This is a genomic window from Nitrosomonas sp. ANs5, from assembly GCF_050584665.1.
Taxonomy (GTDB): Bacteria; Pseudomonadota; Gammaproteobacteria; order Burkholderiales; family Nitrosomonadaceae; genus Nitrosomonas.
The window spans coordinates 24137-47834 of the sequence record NZ_JBEUDO010000009.1 but is presented as its reverse complement, the minus strand read 5'-3'; the positions used below and the strand labels follow the sequence as shown (position 1 = coordinate 47834).

Annotated in this window: 16 protein-coding genes and 1 tRNA gene; 8 read left to right on the top strand and 9 right to left on the bottom strand. The window is 52.5% G+C overall.

Annotated features, from left to right (window positions below; genetic code table 11):
- Positions 1-6 precede the first annotated feature (6 nt).
- A complete protein-coding gene (locus ABTW62_RS03845) occupies positions 7-1560 on the bottom strand; it encodes an XrtA system polysaccharide chain length determinant (RefSeq protein WP_430903266.1) in 1554 nt (517 codons plus the stop codon).
- 55 nt (positions 1561-1615) lie between these two features.
- Entirely contained in the window at positions 1616-2233 is a 618-nt protein-coding gene (locus ABTW62_RS03840; RefSeq protein ID WP_430903265.1) for an XrtA/PEP-CTERM system exopolysaccharide export protein, read from the bottom strand.
- 758 nt (positions 2234-2991) lie between these two features.
- Here ABTW62_RS03840 and ABTW62_RS03835 point away from each other — a divergent pair.
- The 3 genes from ABTW62_RS03835 to ABTW62_RS03825 all read left to right on the top strand — a co-directional run bounded on the left by ABTW62_RS03835 (position 2992) and on the right by ABTW62_RS03825 (position 7159).
- Positions 2992-3375 carry a VOC family protein gene (locus tag ABTW62_RS03835; protein ID WP_430903264.1) on the top strand — a complete coding sequence of 128 codons (384 nt, stop codon included), beginning with the start codon at positions 2992-2994 and terminating at the stop codon, positions 3373-3375.
- A gap of 486 nt (positions 3376-3861) precedes the next feature.
- A complete protein-coding gene (ettA, locus tag ABTW62_RS03830; protein WP_430903263.1) occupies positions 3862-5529 on the top strand; it encodes an energy-dependent translational throttle protein EttA in 1668 nt (555 codons plus the stop codon).
- Positions 5530-5794: 265 nt separating this feature from the next.
- Positions 5795-7159, top strand: coding sequence for a DEAD/DEAH box helicase (locus ABTW62_RS03825; RefSeq protein ID WP_430903262.1), 1365 nt, complete (start codon positions 5795-5797; stop codon positions 7157-7159).
- A gap of 31 nt (positions 7160-7190) precedes the next feature.
- Here ABTW62_RS03825 and ABTW62_RS03820 read toward each other — a convergent pair whose 3' ends face one another.
- The 3 genes from ABTW62_RS03820 to rfbC all read right to left on the bottom strand — a co-directional run bounded on the left by ABTW62_RS03820 (position 7191) and on the right by rfbC (position 9999).
- The gene (locus tag ABTW62_RS03820; protein ID WP_430903261.1) at positions 7191-7988 is read right to left on the bottom strand and encodes an alkaline phytoceramidase; all 798 of its coding nucleotides are present in this window, start codon (positions 7986-7988) and stop codon (positions 7191-7193) included.
- A 91-nt stretch (positions 7989-8079) separates the two neighbouring features.
- The gene (radA, locus tag ABTW62_RS03815; RefSeq protein ID WP_430903282.1) at positions 8080-9429 is read right to left on the bottom strand and encodes a DNA repair protein RadA; all 1350 of its coding nucleotides are present in this window, start codon (positions 9427-9429) and stop codon (positions 8080-8082) included.
- Between the two features lie 21 nt (positions 9430-9450).
- Positions 9451-9999 carry a dTDP-4-dehydrorhamnose 3,5-epimerase gene (gene rfbC, locus ABTW62_RS03810; RefSeq protein WP_430903260.1) on the bottom strand — a complete coding sequence of 183 codons (549 nt, stop codon included), beginning with the start codon at positions 9997-9999 and terminating at the stop codon, positions 9451-9453.
- An 86-nt stretch (positions 10000-10085) separates the two neighbouring features.
- Between rfbC and ABTW62_RS03805 the strand changes: the two genes are divergently transcribed.
- Positions 10086-10178, top strand: a tRNA-Ser gene (locus ABTW62_RS03805).
- Positions 10179-10218: 40 nt separating this feature from the next.
- Here the strand turns inward: ABTW62_RS03805 and prsK are convergent.
- The 3 genes from prsK to ABTW62_RS03790 form a co-directional block, all read right to left on the bottom strand.
- Positions 10219-12297 carry an XrtA/PEP-CTERM system histidine kinase PrsK gene (prsK, locus tag ABTW62_RS03800; RefSeq protein ID WP_430903259.1) on the bottom strand — a complete coding sequence of 693 codons (2079 nt, stop codon included), beginning with the start codon at positions 12295-12297 and terminating at the stop codon, positions 10219-10221.
- Positions 12298-12601: 304 nt separating this feature from the next.
- Complete coding sequence (locus ABTW62_RS03795) at positions 12602-13999, bottom strand: TIGR03013 family XrtA/PEP-CTERM system glycosyltransferase (RefSeq protein WP_430903258.1); 1398 nt, start codon at positions 13997-13999, stop codon at positions 12602-12604.
- Positions 14000-14140: 141 nt separating this feature from the next.
- The gene (locus ABTW62_RS03790) at positions 14141-14872 is read right to left on the bottom strand and encodes a S1 family peptidase (protein WP_430903257.1); all 732 of its coding nucleotides are present in this window, start codon (positions 14870-14872) and stop codon (positions 14141-14143) included.
- Positions 14873-15574: 702 nt separating this feature from the next.
- On the opposite strand from ABTW62_RS03790, the gene ABTW62_RS03785 reads away from it, so the two are divergent.
- The 4 genes from ABTW62_RS03785 to ABTW62_RS03770 all read left to right on the top strand — a co-directional run bounded on the left by ABTW62_RS03785 (position 15575) and on the right by ABTW62_RS03770 (position 22532).
- Complete coding sequence (locus ABTW62_RS03785; protein ID WP_430903256.1) at positions 15575-16954, top strand: L-serine ammonia-lyase; 1380 nt, start codon at positions 15575-15577, stop codon at positions 16952-16954.
- Between the two features lie 304 nt (positions 16955-17258).
- Positions 17259-18497, top strand: a complete 1239-nt coding sequence (locus ABTW62_RS03780; protein ID WP_430903255.1) for a TraB/GumN family protein — start codon at positions 17259-17261, stop codon at positions 18495-18497.
- Between the two features lie 293 nt (positions 18498-18790).
- Positions 18791-20671 (top strand): ABC transporter ATP-binding protein, encoded by a 1881-nt coding sequence (locus ABTW62_RS03775; RefSeq protein WP_430903254.1) that lies wholly within the window; start codon positions 18791-18793, stop codon positions 20669-20671.
- Positions 20672-21095: 424 nt separating this feature from the next.
- Positions 21096-22532, top strand: a complete 1437-nt coding sequence (locus tag ABTW62_RS03770) for an AAA family ATPase (protein WP_430903253.1) — start codon at positions 21096-21098, stop codon at positions 22530-22532.
- 116 nt (positions 22533-22648) lie between these two features.
- Here the strand turns inward: ABTW62_RS03770 and ABTW62_RS03765 are convergent, their stop codons facing one another.
- Positions 22649-23698, bottom strand: a complete 1050-nt coding sequence (locus tag ABTW62_RS03765; RefSeq protein ID WP_430903252.1) for a LytR C-terminal domain-containing protein — start codon at positions 23696-23698, stop codon at positions 22649-22651.

The following is a 23698-nucleotide window of genomic DNA, read 5'->3' as shown; positions in this document are numbered from 1 at the left end:
TCCAAATCAAGGCTGTGCCAATGCCACACTAGGTGTATTCATATAAACCATCAATATCACATAACAGGTCATTAGCATCAGCAAGGAAATTCCGAATGCGAAAAGACGTCCCTTCCGTTTTTTCTTCTCTTGCTCAGTCCAGATCATGGGAATTGTTCCCAGAATTGGCAATCCCGTTACCTCACGCAAACCGCCCTGACTGTGGAAGGTGGGTCGAATCTGGCTGATAATGAAAGAAACAGCAATCCCTACGAGCAAAGCAGCTAAAAATACAATCGAGAATAATTTCTTGCGATCAGGCCCAGAGGGAATATCCGGCACGGTAGGCGGATCAATGATCCTGAATGACATCAATCCTGTTGTGGATGTCATTTCTCCAGAAATCTCGGCCGAAGCCCTGCGCTCCAGTAGTTTCTCGTAATTGGCCTTGTTGACCTTATAATCTCGGTTGAGTTGCTGCATTTCCACCTCCACCGCAGGCACCATGGTGCTCATCGATTTAAGCCGTTCATACCGGGATTCATACTCGGCCACACGCGCTTTCATGGAAGCCACCAGGGCCTCGGCTTCGGTTAAAGCAATGTTCAGTTGCTGCATCATCGGATCGTAGTCTTTGCCCTGTATATGGGCAGTCCCGGCAAGTTTGGCCTCCTCAACCTTGCGCGCCTCCAACTGTGTGATCAGGCGTTTGGTTGCCACCACATCCGGATGTTCTTCGGTAAAATTCAGCATCAGATTATCCAGATTGGTATTGAGCGACTGAATACGGGAATCAATCTCCGGATTCACGATGCTTTGCGGTGAGATTTCACTCGCTTCCAGCAGCAACACCGGCTCATCACCTGTGATTTGCCTTTTAACCGCGTTTCTGGCTTGTTCAGCTTCGACCAGAGCCAGCTTGGCCTTCTCCAGCTCTTCCATTGAGGCCATCAGCTGTGTGTAATAATCCCCCTGCCCAGGCAACAAGCCAATATTTTTTTGCTTAAAGGCCGTCAACGCGGCTTCGGCAGCAATCAGTTTTTCTTCATAGGCTGCAATCTGCTGATCGATGAAACGCAAGGCCGAAGTCGAATCCTGACGTTTCCCCTCCAGACCACCCTCGACAAAAAGAGTCAATAATGCCTGCACAATTTCCTTGGCAAGCTTGGGATCCTTATCATCGTATGCAATCGTAAAAATGTTATCCCGCCCGGTTGAAGCGAGCTTGATGTCTTTCATCAGCGAAGTCGCCAATCTATCTCTTGCGCTGTCACTCGTAACCTTGAGATCGAGATCCACCATGCGGATGATCCGCTCGACATTCGGCCTGCTGATAAGCGTACGGCTCATGATGTTGACTTGCTGTTCAGGGTTGGGCGCCACTGTCATGCCCGCCATCAAGGGCCGAAGAATGCTTTGTGTATCGACATAAATCCGGGCAGAAGCCTGGTAATTGTCAGGCATCTGGTAGACGAACAGCCATCCCAGAATCGCCACGAACCAAGCAACCGCAACAGACACCCAGCGGTATTTCCAGATACCCTTGATGTAAACCAGCAATTGGGCGATCAATTCATCCATATTGGATTACCCCGCTTTCGATGATGCATATACTCAGACTAAATTGAACTGACAATTAAAAATAGCTTTCTGGAATGACCAACACATCTCCCTGATACATGGGCACGTTGGCGGAAATATCACCATCCCGGATCAGGTCATCCAGTCTGACACGGAACTGTTGCTGGCTGCCCTCAATATTGCGAATGATCCGGGCACGATTACCGGCAGCAAAGTCGGTCAACCCGCCCACGGCGATCATGACATCCATCAGTGACATGTTTTCACGATAAGGAAGGGCCTGGGGTTGCGCAGCCTCACCGATCACCCTGATCTGTTCACTGAAAGGCCCGATAAAATCAGTAATCACGACGGTGACAACCGGTTGTTGCAAATACTTCGACAGCGTTTCTTCGATATCGCGCGCCAGTTCGGTTGAGGTTTTGCCGCTGGCCGGCAAATCTTCGACCAGGGGGGTCGTAATTTTGCCATCCGGCCGAACCGGCACACTCATCGATATCTCCGGATTACGCCAGACAATAATGTTCAACGTATCGCCGGGCCCGATCAGATAATCATGCGGAATTTTTTCCCCCTGGGTAGTAAGCAGTGGATAAGTTTTGCAACCACTTATGACTAGCAGGGCAATAATGATTAAACAGTTAACTAGCCAGCCTTTGATTGGAATATTCACATGAAACCCTCACTAAATTGATAGTCTACGGAGATTGATCTGATTTCGGTTTGATCTAATCATAAAGCAAAACACTTTATGCATAACGTGAAATTTGGGCATGAATCCCCATATGCTTGCAACAAGACCACCACCCGGAAAACACCACATCTATCCTGTGTATCTACGCCAAACATGATAAAAAAGAGCGTATCACTTTTCTTGAAGGAAAATGTGATCAATCCCACCGACAGCCGCTGATATCCCGTATCGTATCTTGTCCTGGTTAAATTGCAGGTTCATACATCTGTGCCTTGAAGGCCGTACAACCTGGTCTTCGTCCTTTTCGCCAATCGGATCAATATGAAGAAAATTGCTCATTCTCGTTCTCTTTATAAGAATTTGCAATATTATCTGCTGACTATGAACAATGGCAATCAATTCTGACACACACTCAAGCCTTTCCAGAGAACCTGATGACAGATTTACGGAAAACCAGGAAAAAACTGAAGGATTGAGGATTAATTGACAAATCCGGCCCGAGCAATTGAATAAGAACCGCAACACGCACAAACCGGTTATTTATTTTACCAAACCAACGCGCATCCGGCCCCATGCCTGACATATCAAACATACCAAGGCATCAATCTGATCTTGCATGGTGAATCACGCCCAAAACAACATAAAAAACTTAATAATACTCACATTGCCAACGCTATAATCAGCAGGCGGATTTGGCGTGCAAGTCCGAACAATTACTCTAAGTTGGAGGTGGTGTCATGGCTATCACACTGAATCATACAATCGTACCATCACGTGATAATCGGGCCTCGGCAAATTTTTATTGCGAGCTATTTGGCTTTGAATATCTGGGCGAATTCTCGCATTTCATTGTGGTGCGGGTGAATGACACGCTCTGTCTCGACTTTGACAACAGTGATAAATTCGAGTCCCATCACTACGCATTCAAGGTAACGGAGCAGGAATTTGATGAAATTCTTTCCCGTTTGCAGGCCGCACACCTCAAATACGGCAGCGGTCCCAGTGAAGCTAAAAACATGCAGATTAATCATCATTATGGGGGGCGCGGTGTTTATTTCCGGGACCCAAGTGGCCACCTTCTCGAAATCCTAACGGTTGATTATGAAATACCCCCGCACTGACCAGCCTGACCAGTTCAATAATTTCATGGATATGATCCAATGACCTGATCGTGCGAAATAGTGACTGGACACTGACCATTTGCCGTCAGTCGCTTCAATTGTGTTAAGTACAGTGGTGACTGGCAATCGAAGTCGGCGGTATCAATGCTATTTTGATCAAATTCCCCACCAGTTTCTGCGACCATCCACTGACATTCGACAACTTGCATGCCTTGGTGAACGATAAGGATCTGACAGAGTCCTGATCTATATAACGAATGGTCGTTTTTTAAGTATCTCCCCAGTTAATTCGCGCCATCGCGGGAAACAATCAGCGATCCTCGCACTACCCTCCTTTCTTGATTGAAGCAATCGCTTTGGCCGCAGAATCTGGCCGTATTGCCGATTGGCTTATAATCATGTGATCAGCAGGGATCTCTTTAGTAGCGAATTCTTTAACCCTTGAGTTTTCCAACTCACTTAAATTCAGGATTAATAAACAAATTTATGGCCCAGTACGTTTTAGTCATGAATCGTGTCAGCAAAATTGTTCCACCCAAGCGCACGATTCTCAAAGATATTTCCCTCAGTTTCTTTCCCGGTGCAAAAATTGGCCTGCTCGGTCTGAATGGTTCGGGCAAATCCACCTTATTGAAAATTATGGCGGGGGTGGACAAGGATCACGAAGGCGAATGCACACCCATGTCGGATCTCAACATCGGTTATCTCCCACAGGAGCCGCAACTCGATCCCAATTTAACCGTACGCGAGGCGGTTCAGGAAGGACTGGGCGAGGCGTTTAACGCTCAGCAACAATTGGAAGCCATCTATGCCGCTTATGCCGAACCAGATGCCGACTTCGATGCACTGGCAGCCGAGCAGTCGCGGCTGGAAGCGATCCTGATCGCGCAAGAAGGAGACAATCTGTCGCAACAAATGGAAATCGCAGCCGATGCCCTACGCTTGCCTGAGTGGGAGGCACGCATCGAACATCTGTCGGGTGGCGAGAAGCGTCGCGTTGCGCTATGCCAACTGTTATTGTCGAAACCGGACATGCTGCTGCTGGATGAACCCACCAACCATCTTGATGCCGAATCAGTCGAATGGCTCGAGCAATTTCTCGCACGTTTTCCTGGAACAGTGGTTGCCGTGACGCATGACCGTTATTTCCTGGATAATGCAGCAGAATGGATTCTGGAGCTCGATCGCGGCCATGGCATCCCCTGGAAAGGCAATTACTCGAGCTGGCTGGAACAAAAGGAAGTGCGCCTGAAACATGAGGAAAGCGCCGAATCTGCCCGTCAGAAATCGCTCAAAAAAGAGCTGGAATGGGTCCGGCAAAATCCCAAGGGCAGACAAGCAAAATCCAAGGCACGTCTTGCCAGATTCGAGGAACTCAATTCCCTGGAATACCAGAAGCGCAATGAAACCCAGGAAATTTTCATCCCGGTTGCGGACAGGCTGGGTAATGAAGTCATAGAATTCGGCAATGTCTCCAAGGGATTCGGGGAGCAGCTCCTGATCGACAACCTCAGTTTCAGAGTCCCGCCTGGCGCCATAGTTGGCATCATCGGACCCAACGGCGCCGGGAAATCGACCCTGTTTCGCATGATCATCGGACAAGAGCAACCTGATTCAGGCCAAATCAAAATTGGTGAAACCGTCGACGTTGCCTATGTGGATCAATCACGCGGCACGCTGACCGGCAACCAGACCGTTTTCCAGATGATTTCGGATGGCAACGACATTCTTACGGTAGGGAAATTTGAAATTCCTGCACGGGCGTACCTGGGGCGTTTCAATTTCAAGGGCCCGGATCAACAAAAAATTGTCGGCACGCTCTCGGGCGGCGAACGGGGACGTCTGCATCTTGCCAAAACCCTGATTTCGGGCGGCAATGTATTGCTGCTGGATGAGCCTTCCAACGATCTGGACGTTGAAACACTGCGCGCACTGGAAAACGCGCTCCTGGAATTTGCTGGGTGCGTGCTGGTCATCTCGCATGATCGCTGGTTCCTCGACCGGATCGCCACTCATATTCTGGCCTTTGAAGGCGATTCTCAGGCCACTTTCTTTGCGGGCAACTACCAGGAATACGAAGCGGATAAACGTCAGCGTCTCGGAGAAGAAGGCGCACAGCCGAAACGGATCCGCTTCAAGCCGATTACTCGTTAATTATTTCTCTCTCACAACGACAGTCTCACAAAAATTCGACAATCCCTATGATTGCTGTATACTTGTGGGACTGTTCTGAACAGTTAATTTCCAAGTTTCATCGTTCCTGACCTCTCCTAGACTTCCCTGTTTCCACAAGAAATTGTGCAGTACCTCTGGTTAGCGGCGATGTATAGTCTGCGCTAGCGGTACTTACTACATGCCGATACGGTATCTATCGTGTTTCTGCTCGCGCGTTTACTTTTTTCTTATCAGGAAAATCAACGTGTCTTTTGAAAGTTTAAATTTACACCCTTCCATTATTAAAGCGGTCCAGACATCGGGCTACACCACCCCCACTCCCATTCAACTACAAGCCATTCCTGAATTGATCGCCGGTCACGACGTCATGGCAAGCGCACAAACCGGCACCGGCAAAACAGCAGCCTTCATGCTGCCAGCCCTCCATCGCCTGGCATCGCCCGCGACAGCACATGGCCGTGGTCCGCGCGTACTGGTTTTGACACCCACCCGCGAGCTGGCCTTGCAAGTTTCGGAAGCAGCCAGCAAATATGGAAAATTCCTGCCGCGCACCAAAGTTGTCAGCATACTCGGTGGCATGCCCTATCCACTCCAGAACAAATTGTTATCCCAGGCCGTCGATATTCTGGTCGCCACGCCGGGACGTTTGATCGATCACATCCAACGCGGACGCGTGGATTTTTCGCGGCTTGAAATGCTCGTGCTGGATGAAGCGGACCGCATGCTGGACATGGGTTTTATTCATGATGTCGAGCAGATCGCCGCCTCCACCCCGGCCGAGCGGCAAACCATCCTGTTCTCAGCGACGCTGGACAGCGCAATTGATAAAATTGCCGCACGTTTATTGAAATCGCCCAAACGGATTCAGATCGCTTCTCAGCGCGCCAAACTCGAGAACATTGAACAGCGCCTGCATTACGTGGACAATCTTTCGCACAAGAATCAATTGCTGGATCACTTGCTGCGTGACGCCACCATCAAACAGGCGATTGTATTCACCGCAACCAAGCGCGACGCTGACTCGCTGGCAGACAATCTGTCCGCACAAGGTCACAAGGCCGCCGCAATGCATGGAGACATGACCCAGCGGGAACGCACACGCACGCTGACCGGCCTGCGCCAGGGGCGGCTAAAAATACTGGTTGCGACCGATGTGGCCGCACGCGGTATTGATATCGCCGATATTACGCATGTCATCAATTTCGATTTACCGAAGTTCGCCGAGGACTATGTTCACCGTATCGGACGAACAGGACGTGCAGGGGCATCGGGCATTGCAGTCTCCTTCGCATCGGACAAGGACGGCATGCATCTCAAGAGAATAGAAAAATTCACTGGAAACAGGATTGAATCGCATGTCATTCCCGGTATGGAACCGCGCTTCAAACCGAGAAGAACGCCTCGCAACGATGCCATGCCCAGGAAATCGCCTTCAGCCCATAAAGGCAAGCGCACTTGGCCAAATAATGCGGATGCACCCAATGCATCCAGCCATAGAGGCAATCGAACTGCCTATGGCCAACCCCAACCATACGGGCGCGACGAACGCAGACGTTCATTCAGAAGCGACAGCTTAGCCGGCTCCGGCAATTACGCCCGGGCAAAATAACGCCATCACCCGCCGGGCATGGGTCGTTTGATCAATGCCCGGCAGGGATGGCTTCATGCGACAATAATTTGCGCCGCTTCAGCATGCGCAGCAACCAGTAAACCGCCAGCCCGGCCAACAGATGCTTGAGCGCATGGCCACTGATCACCTCTCCCAGCTGATAGACAAATTCATCCAGTAGTTCGGCAAGTTTGGCCAGGGCATACCATGCCAGCACCCCATAAATATCGGCAGACCGGGTATAGCGGGACGGAAAAAACCTGACCAGCAGAATAATCAGCAGCGGCGCACCAAATTGGGTCGCAATGTAAAAATTCAAATTCCCTTCACCCTGCTGCTCGCTCCAGTACCAGAACAGGACACTCGCTCCCCCCAATGATACCAACACGCCCAATACGAGTGCCGCCCGCTTGATCGGCACACGCTCGATCAAGACTGCCGACAGCAGCGCCATGATGCCCAACGCAATCGGCAACCGGTCCCAAAACAGGCCACTGTTATCCGGATTCCAGTGGTAATAGGCCGATCCGGGAAACACCAGCACGATACTTGCAAAAACGACCAGGTAAGACCGGTATTCGTCCACTGTGTAGACTGCAAGAGATGGCTGCTGCCACGCCGCCCCTGCATACAGAAACTTCAAGCCTGCCAGACCCACAAACAGGAATGGCAAATTGGAAACAATATTCCAAAAATTGGGCATCCCCAGCCAGACACGCTGGTCTGCAAAGTCATGGTAAACATGCGGCTGAGAAATCGGCGGCAAGAAAAAAGCCACTACAGGCAACAAAATTGCCAGCATCAGCAATAAATAAAGTTTTGTACGCATCGATAACATTTAATCAAAATCTTTCTGGATTGCGCAAGGCCAACTGGCAATCCTTAGGGCTCGTTAATGAATCACCTTGAATCGCTAATGTTCAGCGCAAACAATTGACGGCCTCGTCGACGCGTTCCACAGCGATGACCTCCAGCCCCTCGATTGCCTGTTTCGGCTGATTGGCCTTGGGCACAACAGCCTGGGTAAACCCCAATTTGGCGGCTTCTTTCATCCGTTCCTGACCGCGCTGGACCGGTCGCACTTCGCCAGCCAGCCCGATTTCCCCGAACACCACCATTTTTTCCGGAAGTGCCCGATTCTTCAGGGACGAAACAATTGCCAGCAGTACTGCCAGATCAGCGCCCGGTTCCGTAATCTTGACGCCACCGACAGCATTGATAAAAATATCCTGATCGAAACAGGGTATACCCGCATGACGGTGCAGCACCGCCAGCAGCATGGCCAGCCGATTCTGTTCCAGGCCGACGGATAAACGGCGTGGATTGGGGGCATGCGCTTCGTCTACCAGTGCTTGAATCTCCACCAGCAGCGGACGGCTGCCTTCTTGTGTCACCATCACACAGCTTCCGGCCACTTGACCGCCATGGTGGGAAAGAAACAAGGCAGAGGGATTGCTCACTTCCCGCAACCCTTTCTCGGTCATGGCAAACACACCCAATTCGTTGACAGCACCGAAACGATTCTTGAAGGCGCGAATCAAGCGAAAGGCCGAGTGTGTATCGCCTTCGAAATACAGGACGGTATCGACCATGTGCTCCAACACCCGCGGCCCGGCCAGCGCACCTTCTTTGGTCACATGGCCAACCAGAATGACACTGGTTCCGCTAGCCTTGGCAAATCGTGTCAGGCGGGCGGCGCATTCCCGCACCTGGGCAACCGATCCCGGGGCGGATTGCAAAGCCTCGGTATAAATAGTCTGGATCGAGTCGATGACGACCACATCAAAATGCCGTTCAGCCAGCACCCTGTGCATCACTTCCAGCTTGATCTCGGCCAGCAGATTGACCGTTGCCACATCCAACGTCAGCCGCCGTGCCCGGAGTGCTACCTGCTGCGCCGATTCCTCGCCACTGACATACAGCACCTGCTGGCACGCAGACATGCTGGACAAGGCCTGCAGCAGCAACGTCGACTTGCCGATACCCGGATCCCCTCCCAGCAACACCACGCCGCCCGGCACCAACCCGCCCCCCAACACACGGTCAAACTCGGTCAGACCGGTGGAAGCACGTGGTGCATCCTGCGCTTCCACCTCGCTCAAATTTAGCACCTGTCCTGCCGTCAGATCCGATGCGGCACCCAGTCTGTTCTTTTCAGCGATGGTCTCTATCAACGTATTCCATTCACGGCAGTGCGGACATTGGCCCTGCCATTTCGAAGTCTGTCCGCCACAGGCGCTGCAAGTATAAAGTGTCTTGATCTTAGCCATCATCAGTCGATCGATTGCGCATCAATCCTGGTAGACCTCCGCCTGGTCAAATGCCTTGCCCTGGGCATCCTTGGCAGAAAGCAGGGGTTCTCCATCGATCGGCCAGTCTATCTGCAATTTCGGATCGTTCCAGAGCATGCATCGCTCATAGTCGGGCGCCCAGTAATCCGTCGTTTGATACAAGAACTCTGCAAAATCGGAAAGCACGACAAATCCATGCGCAAAGCCTTCAGGAATCCAGAGCTGCCTCTTGTTTTCCGCGCTGAGAATCTCGCCGACCCATTGACCAAAAGTCGGCGAGTTACGCCGCAGATCCACCGCGACATCAAATACCTCCCCCGCCACCACCCGCACCAGTTTTCCCTGCGGTTGCTTGATCTGGTAATGCAAACCGCGCAAAACATGCTTAAGCGAACGCGAATGATTGCTTTGCACAAATCTAACGCTACGCTGAATCAATGCTTCGAACTGACGCTGGTTATAACTTTCATAAAAAAAACCGCGTTCGTCACCGAACACCTGCGGCTCGATTACATACACGTCGGGAATTGTTAATTGCACAGCCTTCATCGATTTTTCCCAATTGCCATAGCATTCCTATCAAAAAGTTGAAAAACTGGTAAAATAGCGTCATTGGAAGTTGCAGATAATCGAATGGAGAGGTACCGAAGCGGTCATAACGGCGCTGACTCGAAATCAGATGGTCGGGTTCTCCTGACACGTGGGTTCGAATCCCACCCTCTCCGCCACCTTCGTTCAAACGAGCACGCAGCAAGGCCTGATTCATTTTCAGGAAATACCACTGCCTTCATTCCCGCTCGCGTCCCGACAAATTGGCAGCATCACCGAAAAAATAGAGCCTTGTCCCACCTGACTGGACACATGCAGCTTCCCCCCCAGCTCTTCCACATATTCTTTGCTCTCGAAGACACCGATACCCATACCAGCCGTCTTGGTTGATTCAAACGGTTGAAACAGTTTGTCGCGTATGAACTGTTCGTCCATACCATGTCCGGTATCCTCAATTTCAATCACAGCCCATTCATCCTTTTGCTTGAGCCGTATTGCGACTTGTCCATCCTTTGGCGTCGCTTCGATCGCATTTTGCACCAGGTGGCCCAGGACACGCTCGAGGCGCACTTGATCGGCCCTCACGTTCAGGGCAGTTTCGTCAATTACGAGACCGGGCCTGGGCTCAAAGAATGATTTGCTATGAACGATTTGCTGCAATATTTCCGCAAGCGGCAACCGATTGATATTATCCACCCGGTTACCGTTACTGAGTTTCTCGAGCATCCGCTTCATTTTGTTGACCGACAAGGCAATCGTCTCGATCATGTCTTGCTGGAACTCGGGGTTGTTTTTATGTTTCTCGGCATTTATCAACAAAAGCGACAGCTGGGAAATCAAGTTCTTGATATCGTGCACCACGAATGTGGAAATCCGGTTGAATGATTCAAATTGACGCGCCATGGAAAGTGCCTGATCGGTCTCGTACTGTGCCAGATAACTCGCCGCCTGACTGCCCGCCACTTTTAACAAATCCCGCACTTCCCAATTGAAGTCCACATGACTTCTGGGCTCGGTCAGGACCACGAATCCGAGCAATTCTCCGTGCAGGATCAAGGGAATCACCCATCTTGCCTTGGGAATGGCAGGCAGCCAGTCGGGCAAAATCATCGCTGCATATTTTTGCGAATCGGAATCATGCTGCTGCAAATCAATCACCCAGGCATTTTCCTGCATGAACTGGCAAAAACGACTGCCAGCACCCACGCATTCCGCTATATCTGGAATATTCCAGCGGGCAATCGGACGGTAAAACCCATGCTCGGATTTGAACCACAAGCCACCGGCCGGGCTTTCCACGAGTTGTGCCAAGGCAGCAATCACACGCACCCTCAATTCTGTCTTTTCTTCGGAGAGCGTACGTGTAAAACGCAGCCATTCTTCTCGGTAATCGTAGTTATAGCTGAAAAAATGCTTGCTGATGAACACCCTGAGCCAGGATCGCGTTGTGCCGGAGAACAGCACAATAATCAATAGCACGATGGCACCAAACAGGAAAATCAACTGCAAGACCGTGCCCCAGGATCCACCGGAAAAGCGCAGATAATAGCCGACTGCAGCCATCAACAAGAGATAAACAGCTGCGCCGAACAAGGCCGAGGAATAAAACAGGATATGCCTGGAAACCGCGATCCCAACTGTCCACTTTGGATTACGCGCCGCCGAGAACGCGATCAGCGGGACAGTCAGCGCATTAATCCAGCCACGCGCCACCCAGACGTCGAGATTGATTTTGCGGAATAGCAGTGCATCGCTGTAGAGATAAAAATCGTAGACAAAAAGACCACCGATTCCCAAGCAGATGAATTTGACGCCCCAGCGCCGTTCTTGCGGCGTATTCCGGTAATACTGCTCGATGAGAATCATGCCGATGATCGCCATCACCACTTTCGTCAGAAACACATAGTGAAGCGAAGCGGCCGCATCAGGCGCCATGTCAACTACTGGACCAAAGAACAGTGCCTGTATCAGACAGGCGAAATAAAACAGGACAACCGCAATAATCGTAGGCCTGATCTTGGGGGAAGTTGTGTGCGTTTCCCGTGTCTGAAAAGGGCCAAGCAAAATAACCAGGAAGGCGGTCAACACTGCGTTGCGCAATATCTCCAGCGCCTCCACCAGAACTGGATTTGCCATCTCCCAATGCGCCAATCCCGCAATGGTTCCCGCCCACAGCGCGGAAGTGAAACTGGCAACCGCCAGCAACAGACCATACAGCCGCCCCCGCCAACTGGTCAAGAGCAGGATGGACAGCAAAAGAAAAGCGATAGCTGCCGATGCGTAACTAGCGGCTGCCATGGCTGTTAGGGCTCGTTAATGAATAACTTGGGCATACGTTGTTACGTATTCGGGAAAGATACAAGGCGCGAGGCGAAGCCGAATGGTCGTTCCATTCGCAAGCCTCGCAACGCCGCAGATGCCCGAATACGCAACAACCCTTCGGGCTGGGGTCGCTTTTGGCGCATACCGGCGTTGTAAGCCACTTGTTGTGAATGACACAACGGCGTGTCTTACGCCTTGGTCTGCGCCAAAAGCGACCCCAGCGTATGCCCAAGTTATTCATTAACGAGCCCTTAACATGCAAACCGATTGCTATGGAAACTCACCGACCGCCTTTCCCCAGCAGAACAACCCCAACCGTGTCGATCAATATGACGAGATCAAGAAACAAGCTGTGATTCTTGACATAATACAAATCATATTGCAGTTTCTCGATCGCATCTTCGACTGAAGCCCCATAAGGATAGCGCACCTGCGCCCAACCGGTTATTCCTGGCTTGATACTATGCCGCATATTGTAATAGGGAACCTGCGCACTTAGGATATCGACAAAATGCGGACGCTCAGGCCGGGGACCGACAAAACTCATCTCACCCTTGAAAACGTTAAAAATTTGTGGCAACTCATCGATTCTCAATTTACGTATAATTCTTCCGATTCTTGTCACACGCGGATCATCGGCAGTCGCCCACTGCGGTTTTCCTCCCTTTTCCGCATCGTTGAACATACTGCGGAATTTGGCAACCTGATAGACCGCCCCGCCCTTGCCAACCCGTTCCTGCTTGTAAAACACAGGCCGCCCATCCTCGATCAGGATCAGCAGCGCGGCCACCAGCATTATGGGTAAAGTGACAATAAGGAGTATCAGGCTGGCTGTTATGTCGAATACGCGTTTGACAGTCGTTCTCAATGTTCCCTGATCGAAACCGCCACCAAACACCAACCAACTGGGATAAAGCGCATCCATGCGCAAATGACCGCATTCCCGCTCATAGAAGCCCGCGATATCGGTTACCCTGATGCCTCTTATCTTGCATTCCAGCAGTTCCTGTATCGGGAAAGTCCCGCCCCGCCGCTCCTGTATCGCCACGATGACTTCCTGAACATCATATTGATCCACCAATGACACCAGCAGAGCAGTCTTGGGCACCACCGAGGCAGCAGGCACACTGCGCTGTTCTTTTTCAAATGGAATAAACCCAACCACCTTGAAGTTGTGAAGCGCAGAGCCGCCTTCTACCAAATCAAGCAACTCCTTCGCTCTGGATCCGGCACCTAAAATCAGCGCCCGGGAACGCAGCGTATCCAGACCCGACCACCGGAAAAACAGGATTCGCCCCAGCAGGATCAGCAACAATGCCAGCAACATCACAATGGCGAGCAACCCGCGACCAAAGTAAAATTCTGGAAACAGGTAGAAAATCAGCGCCATAATACCAAATCCCAGCGCCAGGGATGGCAATAACCGGAGCAGAATACTCTCAAAATCACGCCTGCCATCCAGTTGATACATGCCCAATGCTGCCATGCAAGCCATGATCACAAAAGTAAAAATAAAGGCGCCAGGCAATTGGGAAAGCAGCAATTCTTTCGCCGTCCCCTGCCAATACATGAACCGAATACCTGCCCCGATGAAAAACACCAGAAACAGTTCGATGGCTTCAATTCCAGCCAGCAATACCGAGAATCTGGAAATGTAATGATTAGAAATCCGGATCAAAATACTCTCCAGCCAAAAGCAGTACAAAAATAATCAATTATTCCATCGTCCGGCGTTGCACAGGCAGCGGCACGACAGTTGCAGGGACGGCAAGCTGAGGCAGAGCATGGTTTGTCCGCCAGTTTGGGAATCATGCTTCAATCATGGCCGATTACGTTTAAGCAATTCTTTGATGTAAGTGCCCGGAATGGCATAACTGATTCCACTCGGGTTGCTGAGAGCTGATTCCTTTTTGCTTTTGACAAACACCATATTGACCACGCCATAAACCTCGCCGGTCCCAGGATCATACAACGGGCTACCGCTGTTACCAGGGTAAGCGGTGCCATCGAGCTGAAATACCTTGTAGGCTGACCGTTGCAACTGCCGGATTTTGCTTGCATCGAGCTGCCGGGCATTATGCACAGGCAAAATAATTGGCGTGATCGAGGCGATCAGTGCTCGGTGCGTGACCGGATAGAAACCGAGGATCATGCCGATAGGAAATCCGGTGAACGCGAGAATTTGTCCTTCTTTTATCTTGTCTGCATCCCCCAGTTTCAACGTAGGCAAAGGCGCGCCCTCGAAGCGCAGCAACGCCAAATCATACTCTTTATCCATGGCCACTACTCTCGCAACCCGCAATTCCGGCCTTTCGCCTCGGCCAGTCATAATGACCAACGATTCCCTGTTGGAACCACTCGCCAATTCAGGTACGACATGCGCATTGGTTATCGCATGCGAACCATCCTCGACGACAAAGCCTGTTCCCAGAAAATTGAGGGGTGGAGAGCGCATTTTCTGAAAAGTGCCCACACCCACGATCGCTGGCTTGACCCGGTCTATCGTCGCGACCAGCTCCTCCGCATGACAAGACTGCCATACAAACAGCATCAAACACGTAAATAACAACCGGCTCTGAAGCAAAAATCGCTGCACTGAATGGCTATCTGAAATCATAGTGTCTAAGAGTAATTGCAACACAGGCAGCATCGCCCGCAAGCATCCTAGGAGGCTGTCCGAGAATAGCGATCGTAGCGAGGGCGAGGCTGGTTGAGTTGGATTTTTCGATCATTTGAGGCGAATAGTCGTTCTATTTAACGAAAAGGATCGGAAAATCCGGCCAATCAGGCTCGTCCGCAGTAGATCAGTCTATTCTCGGACAGCAGCCTCCCAGCCCCCTGCCAACGTTTAAACCATAGCATACTTGTCCCGGTCTATGCATTATCTTGAATTCCTCGGTTGACCGCTATGATTTATCTGCTTCCATTTAATTTTTAGACGGATTGATGGCACATTTCAAGCACCGCAATGAAACTGAAAACTGTTCAAGGGCATAAAAAAGTAAGCATCGTTTGGTTGTATAGACATGGGTATGATTTCAACTATCCTTGAAGCAAGTTTTATCAAACTACTATACAATTTTGCAGCCACAGATAGATGCTCTTCCGATAAACTGCACCGTGACTCAGTCAGATGCGCATTTCAATTCAACGCCGGGCCACCGGGATGCAACACAGATCGATTGACAAACTTTTTCCAACCTTTCAACTTGCAATACCTCACCATTGAGAATTGAGTCCAACCAATTAATTTATGTTTATCAGCGTACTTGATTTATTCAAAATCGGCATTGGCCCTTCAAGCTCCCACACCATGGGACCGATGGTTGCGGCACACGTTTTTCGTGACCATGTCAGCCAATACCTCGCCGAACACGCCACCCCTCATCATTATCAGGTGTCCTGCACGCTCAAGGGTTCGCTCGCTTTCACAGGCAAGGGCCATGCCACTGATCGCGCAGTGACACTGGGACTGCATGGCTACAGCCCTACCGCGCTGGCCAAGCAGGATGTCAACACATTGATCGCCACGCTCTGGTCAACCGATGTGTTGATACTGGATGACAATCGACAGGTGGCCTTTCATCCCGATGATGATATTTGGTTCGACAAATCTGCCCCTTTGCCACAACACCCCAATGGCATGATTTTTTTCCTCCATGACGAACAGAACAATACCGTACTGTCCGAAACCTTTTTCTCAATCGGGGGCGGTTTCATTTGCACCCTCGCGGAAATCGATCAGCTGAATGCCCCCCTCAAAATGGAGTCTGGCGAAACCTGCCCCTATCCTTTTGATTCTGCACGCAGCATGCTGAAGATGTCGCAACAAAGCGGCCTATCGATCGCGGCCATGAAACGCGCGAATGAGCTCACCAGAATGCCGTCCCAGGCACTGGAGCAGGGGCTGGACGATATCTGGCAAGCCATGCGCCGCTGTATCGAATCCGGCCTCTCGACGGCAGGCCAACTCCCGGGGGGATTGAAAATACAGCGTCGCGCCCGCACCCTGTACGAACAACTTCAGGCCCGCCCGGAACAAGCCACACTCAACGACTGGCTATGTGCCTATGCCATGGCCGTCAATGAGGAAAACGCCGCCGGACACATGGTAGTGACCGCGCCCACCAACGGCGCGGCCGGTGTCATTCCTGCTGTGCTATATTACTTGTACACACATGAGCATGGCACACACCAACAAATTCGTGAATTTCTGTTGACTGCCGCCGCCATAGGCGGACTGATCAAGCATCGCAGTTCCATTTCGGGCGCTGAAGTCGGCTGCCAGGGAGAGGTCGGATCGGCCGCCGCGATGGCTGCCGCAGGACTGTGTGCGGCACAGGGCGGATCCTCCGAGCAAATCGAGAACGCTGCCGAGATCGCACTGGAGCACCATCTGGGCATGACCTGCGATCCTGTCGGCGGGCTGGTGCAAGTCCCCTGCATCGAACGCAATGGCTTTGGTGCGATCAAGGCGCACACAGCGGCAGCGCTTGCCCGCCGCGGCACCGGTCAGCACTTCATGCCGCTCGATAGCTGTATCGCCGCCATGAAACAAACCGGTCTGGAAATGTCTCACAAATACAAGGAGACCTCTCTGGGCGGTCTTGCGGTCAGCATTACGGAATGCTGACAACGCCCACGAACAAACCGTTAGCCCGGTTCTGTGATGCCCTGGTATCGGCACTGCGCTGATCGGACCCTCAACATGAAGGCAAATCCCGCGTGCCTAGGAGGCTGTCCGAGAATAGCGATCGTAGCGAGGGCGAGGCTGGTTGAGTTGGATTTTTCGATCATTTGAGGCGAATAGTCGTTCTATTTAACGAAAAGGATCGTAAAATCCAGCCAATCAGGCTCGTCCGCAGTAGATCAGTCTATTCTCAGACAGCCTCTTAGCACGTTACATCTTTGATTCTTGCACTTAAAATAATTCATCCATGTCAGAAAGCAAAACGATTCTATCCCCCCATGACGCTCACCAGGCAACCGAACCACTCCAAACTTTCGAATTGGGCCACGACAGGAAACTCACGATTCTGGGGACCGCGCATGTATCCCAGGCCAGTGCGGACAAAGTCCAGGAGTTGATCGCCACCCAGGCGTTCGATGCCGTTGCGGTAGAGCTGTGCCCCAGCCGCTACAAGGCAATTGTCAATCCGGATCTGCTGGCAAAAATGGATCTTTTTCAGGTGATCCGCAAAGGCCAGGCCTATATGGTCGCAGCCAGTCTGGCGTTGGGTGCCTTTCAGCAGCGCATGGCGGAAAATCTGGGAATCGAACCGGGTGCCGAAATGCGCACGGCCGTCCGCGATGCGCAGGCAGCAAAATTACCGGTATTGCTAATCGACCGGGAAATTGGCACTACCCTGAAACGAATTTATCATAATTTTCCCTGGTGGCAGCGCTTCGGGCTGTTTAGCGGTTTGCTCGCCAGCATCATGAGTCACGACAAAGTCAGCGCGGAAGAAATTGAACGCCTCAAAGAAGGCGATGTGCTGGAAAGCACTTTCTCGCAATTTGCCGAGAACCAGCGGGACTTGTACGGGCCGCTGATCAGCGAGCGCGACGCATACATGTCCGCACGCCTGCTGAAGGAAATCACCGAAAACGACTACCAGCATACGCTTGCGATAGTCGGCGCAGGCCACATGCAAGGCATCAGGCAAATACTACAGGCGAACTCGTCCCGATCGCCCGATGAGACCATTCGCCAGCTCGACATCATTCCCGATGCAGCCCGCTGGATCAAGTATGCACCCTGGTTCATTGTGGCGCTGATCCTGACCGGGTTTGGCATTGGTTTTCAGCGCAGCCCCGATATCGGCATGGCGATGATCATCGACTGGATTATCATCAATGGTGGATTGTCTGCAACCGGTGCCGCCATCGCATTGGCCCATCCACTGACAATCGTCACCGCCTTCCTGGCCGCACCGCTCACATCACTCAATCCCATGGTGGGTGCGGGCATGGTGGCCGCAGCGGCAGAAATCTTTTTGCGCAAACCGCAGGTCAGCGATTTCAGCCGGCTCCGGCAGGATACGATCCGCCTCAGGGGTTGGTGGAAAAATCGCGTCACACGCACCCTGCTCATTTTCCTGCTGGCTTCCTTCGGTTCCGCAATCGGCACCTATGTCGCCGGATTCAGAATTTTCGAACATCTCAGTGGCAGCTGATTGATTCAAGGGCACCTCTAAATCAAGGAAGCGGCCTGGCCAATTCTTGGATAAAATAGTTTCGGGACTGCTCGGCTGGCCGCCATGTAAGCCAGCCAGCATGACATCTTGAAATCCGTACGCCGCAGCCCGTTCAACTGAGAATGCCACCATCACCGGTGCACACTGCGGCCATTGGCCGCAGCTTGAAAATCGCCAGCTCTGTTCAACTCGACCACTGTCAATACCGGACAAAAAGCGAGGAACGGCCTGCCGTTGTTTATCACCCACATGCTGCCTCTGAAAATTAGCTTATGCTTCGCTACTTCGAGCGTCTGATCGACCCCTTCCCACCCGGCCAGCCGGCCGAACCACCGGCTTCGCTCTATCGCTTCTGCCGACACTATACCAAGGGACTGGAGCCCTATCTGCTGCTGCTGGCCATTTTCACCTTTTGCGTGGCCGTGGGAGAAGCCATGTTGTTCGGTGTGCTCGGCACCATCGTCGACTGGCTGGCCGAGCGGGATCCACAGGCATTCTTGCAGCAAGAATCCCGCGCGCTGCTGGGACTGTCACTCTTCATCCTGATCCTGATGCCCCTGCTGGTATTTGCCCATTCAGTAATCCTGCATCAGTCGCTCATGGGCAATTTCCCCATGCTGGTGCGCTGGCTGGCGCATCGATACCTGCTCGACCAAAGTTACACATTCTTTCAGAACGAGTTCAGCGGGCGCGTGGCCACCAAAGTCATGCAGACAGCACTGGCGGTCCGCGAATCAGTCATCAAAACCCTGGATGTCTTGCTGTTTGTCAGTGTTTACCTCATCACGGCCCTATTGCTGATCGCCAACGCCGATCTGCGTCTCTGCCTCCCGCTACTTGTCTGGCTAGCAGCCTATTCATGCATTCTTTACTACTTCATTCCCAGACTCAGGCGCATCGCAAAACTACAGGCGGACACGCGCTCCAACATGACCGGCCGGATCGTCGACAGTTACGCCAATATTCTGACCCTCAAGCTTTTCTCCCACACCCAGCGCGAATCCGGCTACGCACAGGACAGTATGCAGGAATTCCTGGATACCGTTCACCCCCAAATGCGTCTGGTAACCTGGCTGAACACCTGGGTCTGGATCAACAACATGATATCGGTGTTTGCGATCGGGGCCCTGGGCATATACCTGTGGCTTAATGGCAGCATCAGTACCGGCGCCATCGCGGTTGCGCTGAGTCTGGCGATCCGCCTGACCGGTATGTCGCACTGGATCATGTGGGAAGTTGGCGAGTTATTCGAGAACATCGGCATAGTTCAGGATGGCATGAACATGCTGGCCAAACCGCACGCCATCGTCGATGCCCCGCATGCCAGACCCCTATCCGTCAGCCGGGGCGTGATCGATTACAACCGGGTCAATTTTTCCTACCACCAGGCAAGCCATGGCAAAAGTGTGCAAATTTTTGATGAATTTGATCTGCATATCAACGCTGGTGAAAAAGTTGGCATTGTGGGGCCGTCCGGGGCCGGCAAATCGACCCTGATCAACCTGCTGCTCCGCTTCTACGATATTCAGCAGGGCAGTATTCTGATTGACGGCCAGGATGTGCGCACGGTCACCCAGGCCAGTCTGCGCGCCAATATCGGGATCGTCACCCAAGACACCTCGCTGCTCCACCGCTCGATTCGAGAAAATATCCTGTTTGGCAAACCCGAGGCCAGTGAAGTCGAAATGCTGGCTGCCGCCCAACACGCGCATGCCCATGAATTCATCATGGACCTGGTCGATTACAAAGGCCGCAGAGGCTATGATGCGATGGTGGGAGAGCGTGGCGTCAACCTGTCGGGCGGTCAGCGCCAGCGCATCGCCATCGCCCGCGTCCTGCTCAAGAACGCCCCCATTCTGATCCTCGATGAAGCAACCTCAGCGCTTGATTCCGATATTGAAGCCAGTATCCAGCAAAGCCTCTATGAGCTCATGCAGGACAAAACCGTTATCGCCATCGCCCACCGCCTCTCCACCATCGCCGCCATGGACCGGTTGATCGTGATGGATCAGGGCCGCATCGTCGAACAAGGCAGCCACGCGGAGCTGCTCTCACATGATCAGCTCTACGCAAAACTGTGGAATCGCCAGTCCGGCGGATTCCTCGGCCATCTCGATCACGACAGTCCAGCGCAGCCAAACCCAAACCACTAATGAACACGAATACACACGAATTATCAATGCAGCAGGAGAAGCTATTTGGCAATGGCCGCAACCCGTTGGGCCTCCCCCCGTAGGGTGCACCTGTGCACCGTTCGACTAACGTTAAATGATGGTAGCCGGGACCAGTGTTAGAAAATCGGCAACCCACAAACTCTCTACGCAGCATGGATTTACGCACCCTCAAACTGCTCACATAACCTCCCAAAACAAATACAGGCCTCAACCGGATTAAAGATTTACGGGAATCTGGCCGAATTAAGCAGGACTCGCTGCGTATCCGTTCAATCGGCTGGCTTGCCTATTCCATTGGCCGCCCTGGGTATAACCGAAGGTTTTCCAGTGGAGCGATCCGAGCAGGCAATCAAGCCGGGGTGTGGCAGCTGCAGCCCTACAATCTTTTTTACAAGGTGGAAATGTGAATTCAGTCGAAGAGCTAATGATCCATGAAAGACTGTTGACCGATGAACAGCTAAAACGCGCGCGCATCCTGCAGCAGCAACTTGGCAGCCATTTGGGCGATGCCCTGCTGTCACTCGATTTGTTGCCTGAAGAACAAATCATGAGATTCTTCAATCCAGTGCCACCGGTCCCGGTGAAAATCGCCGATACCGGTCTGGATGAATCTTTCCTGGTTGATCTCTCACTCAAGGCCGCCTACCTTGAGGCCGGCACCTTCTCGGTCCAATCGATCGCCGAAACACTCTGTCTGCCTTTCAGTGTCGTGACCGAACTGATCGAAAGCATCCGCACCGATCATCTGGCGACGGTCAGATCCATGAATGGCTATGGCGATACCACCCAGATCCTGGAACTGACCCAACGGGGGCGGGAAAGAGCGGAAGCCGCGCGCGCGATCAGTCAGTATGTCGGTGCGGCGCCCGTTCCGTTGCAGGATTATACCCGTGCGCTGGTCAGGCAAACCGTCCGGGAAATCGATCTGGATCGCGCCTGGATTCATGCGGGACTGCAGCATCTGGTCATAGGCCAGCAATTACTGGATCAACTGGGGCCGGCTTTCGCATCCGGACGCTCCATCTTCTTGTACGGGCCGCCCGGAACCGGCAAAACCAGCATTGCCGAGGCACTGGGACGCAAATTACCGGGAGAAGTGTATATCCCGCAGGCGATTACGGTCAGTGGGCAAATTATTCGTTTGTTTGATTCCGCCATTCACAAAGAACTGCAGCATACCAGCCAACAGGAAACGGCCCAGCTCGATCTGAATCGGCATATCAGACATGATCCACGCTGGAAAAAATGTCATCGGCCGGTCGTCATGGTAGGCGGCGAGCTGACACCCGATATGCTCGAATTCCGTTACGATGAATCCAGCCGCTTCTATGAAGCACCGATCCACATGAAAGCCGGCAACGGCATGTTCATACTCGATGATTTCGGCCGCCAACGGATAGCACCGCGCCAATTATTGAATCGCTGGATCATCCCGCTGGAACGCGGCACCGATTTCCCTTCGCTGCACACGGGCATGAAGTTGACGATACCGTTTGATCAGATTACCGTTTTTTGTACCAACCTCAACCCATTGGATCTGGTGGACGATGCATTCTTGCGCCGGATCCGTCACAAAATACATATCCGCCATCAGACCGAGGAAGAATTCAAGGAAATTATGCGCCGGATCTGCGAAGCACAAGGCATCGCCTGTGAAGCACAGACAGTGGAATATCTGCTGGAAAATTACTACCGCAAAACCAACCGCCCCATGGCCGCCAATCACCCGCGGGATCTCATGGAACACATCGTGGACCGGGCCCGCTTTCTCAAGCAACCGGTCGCACTCACGCCGGAAGCAATCGATTCAGCAGCCGCCAATTATTTCGTGAAGCTCTGATCTCACGCTATCCAAAATAAATTGTTGAATCGGTGCACAGGTGCACCCTACCCCAACCGGAAATGTGGCCAGCTCCCATGTAGGGTGCACCCGTGCACCATCAAACCAAATCTGAATCACCGCTCATTCAAGGCAAGCTGCCGGGGTCTGGCCGGGTTGAAATAATCGATGGCGACTTGCAGGTCTTTGCCCAGCAGAATCTTGACTCCGATATCATCGCGCAAGCTGTTGTTCTCAAATGATTTAGCCACCCCATTGGGTAGCATACTGCGCATGTGTTCGGCCTGGGCCTGATGACCCGGACGGTAGTGAATTTCGGTGCTGGCCTGCTGGAAACTGGGGTGATTGGTCAGGCGTGCGCCGGGATACCCAGCTTGCGCCAGGAAATTTGCTACCTTCCTGGCCATCCCGCTTATGCCGTTACCGTTGGAAACCTCGATTCGCTTGTTTTGGGGCGCGCTGGCCGTTTCGGCAGCCACATGGCTGGCTGGGGCAGTCTGCATGACGCTGCCCGTCTTGGAAGGCTGCACAGCGTCTCGCAATTCATAAACATTGGGGGCAATCTGCACGATCCGGGATACCGGCTCCGGCCGCGCCTGTGCCACATTAGCGGCGGAGGTATCACTGGTTGTGCTCTGCTCTGCTGCGGTGGCAGTGGCAGCAGTCGTATCCAGCCCCAGCTGCCGGTTGAGATGGGCCAGATTCTTGCGTGCCTTGTGATTGAGCGGGTCAAGGCGCAAGGCTTCCTGATAGGCAGCCGCTGCTTCGGCGTAGCTTTCCTGCAACTGCAGCGCGTAGCCAAGGTTGCTGTGCAGATAGGTGGCGGCCGGCATCATGGCGATGGCCTGCCTGAAATGCTGCAAGGATAACGCATGCCGCCCCTGGATCGCGTAGACTATGCCAAGGCCATTATGCGCCTCGACATAGGCCGGGTCGACTGCCAGTGCCTGCCGATAGGCGGTGATCGCATCCTGGTATTCGGTTCTGCGATGGTGATAGCGCCCCAGATTATAGAGCCGATCGGCACTCCTGTCCGGCTGCCTTACCTGCATGACAGGATGGATATTCACACCAGAATGCTTGCCTACGGGATAAAAATGGGTACATCCCGCCAGCAGGGATAGACAACCCAGCGTCCAGGCATATTTTCGCTTGAATACAGGCAT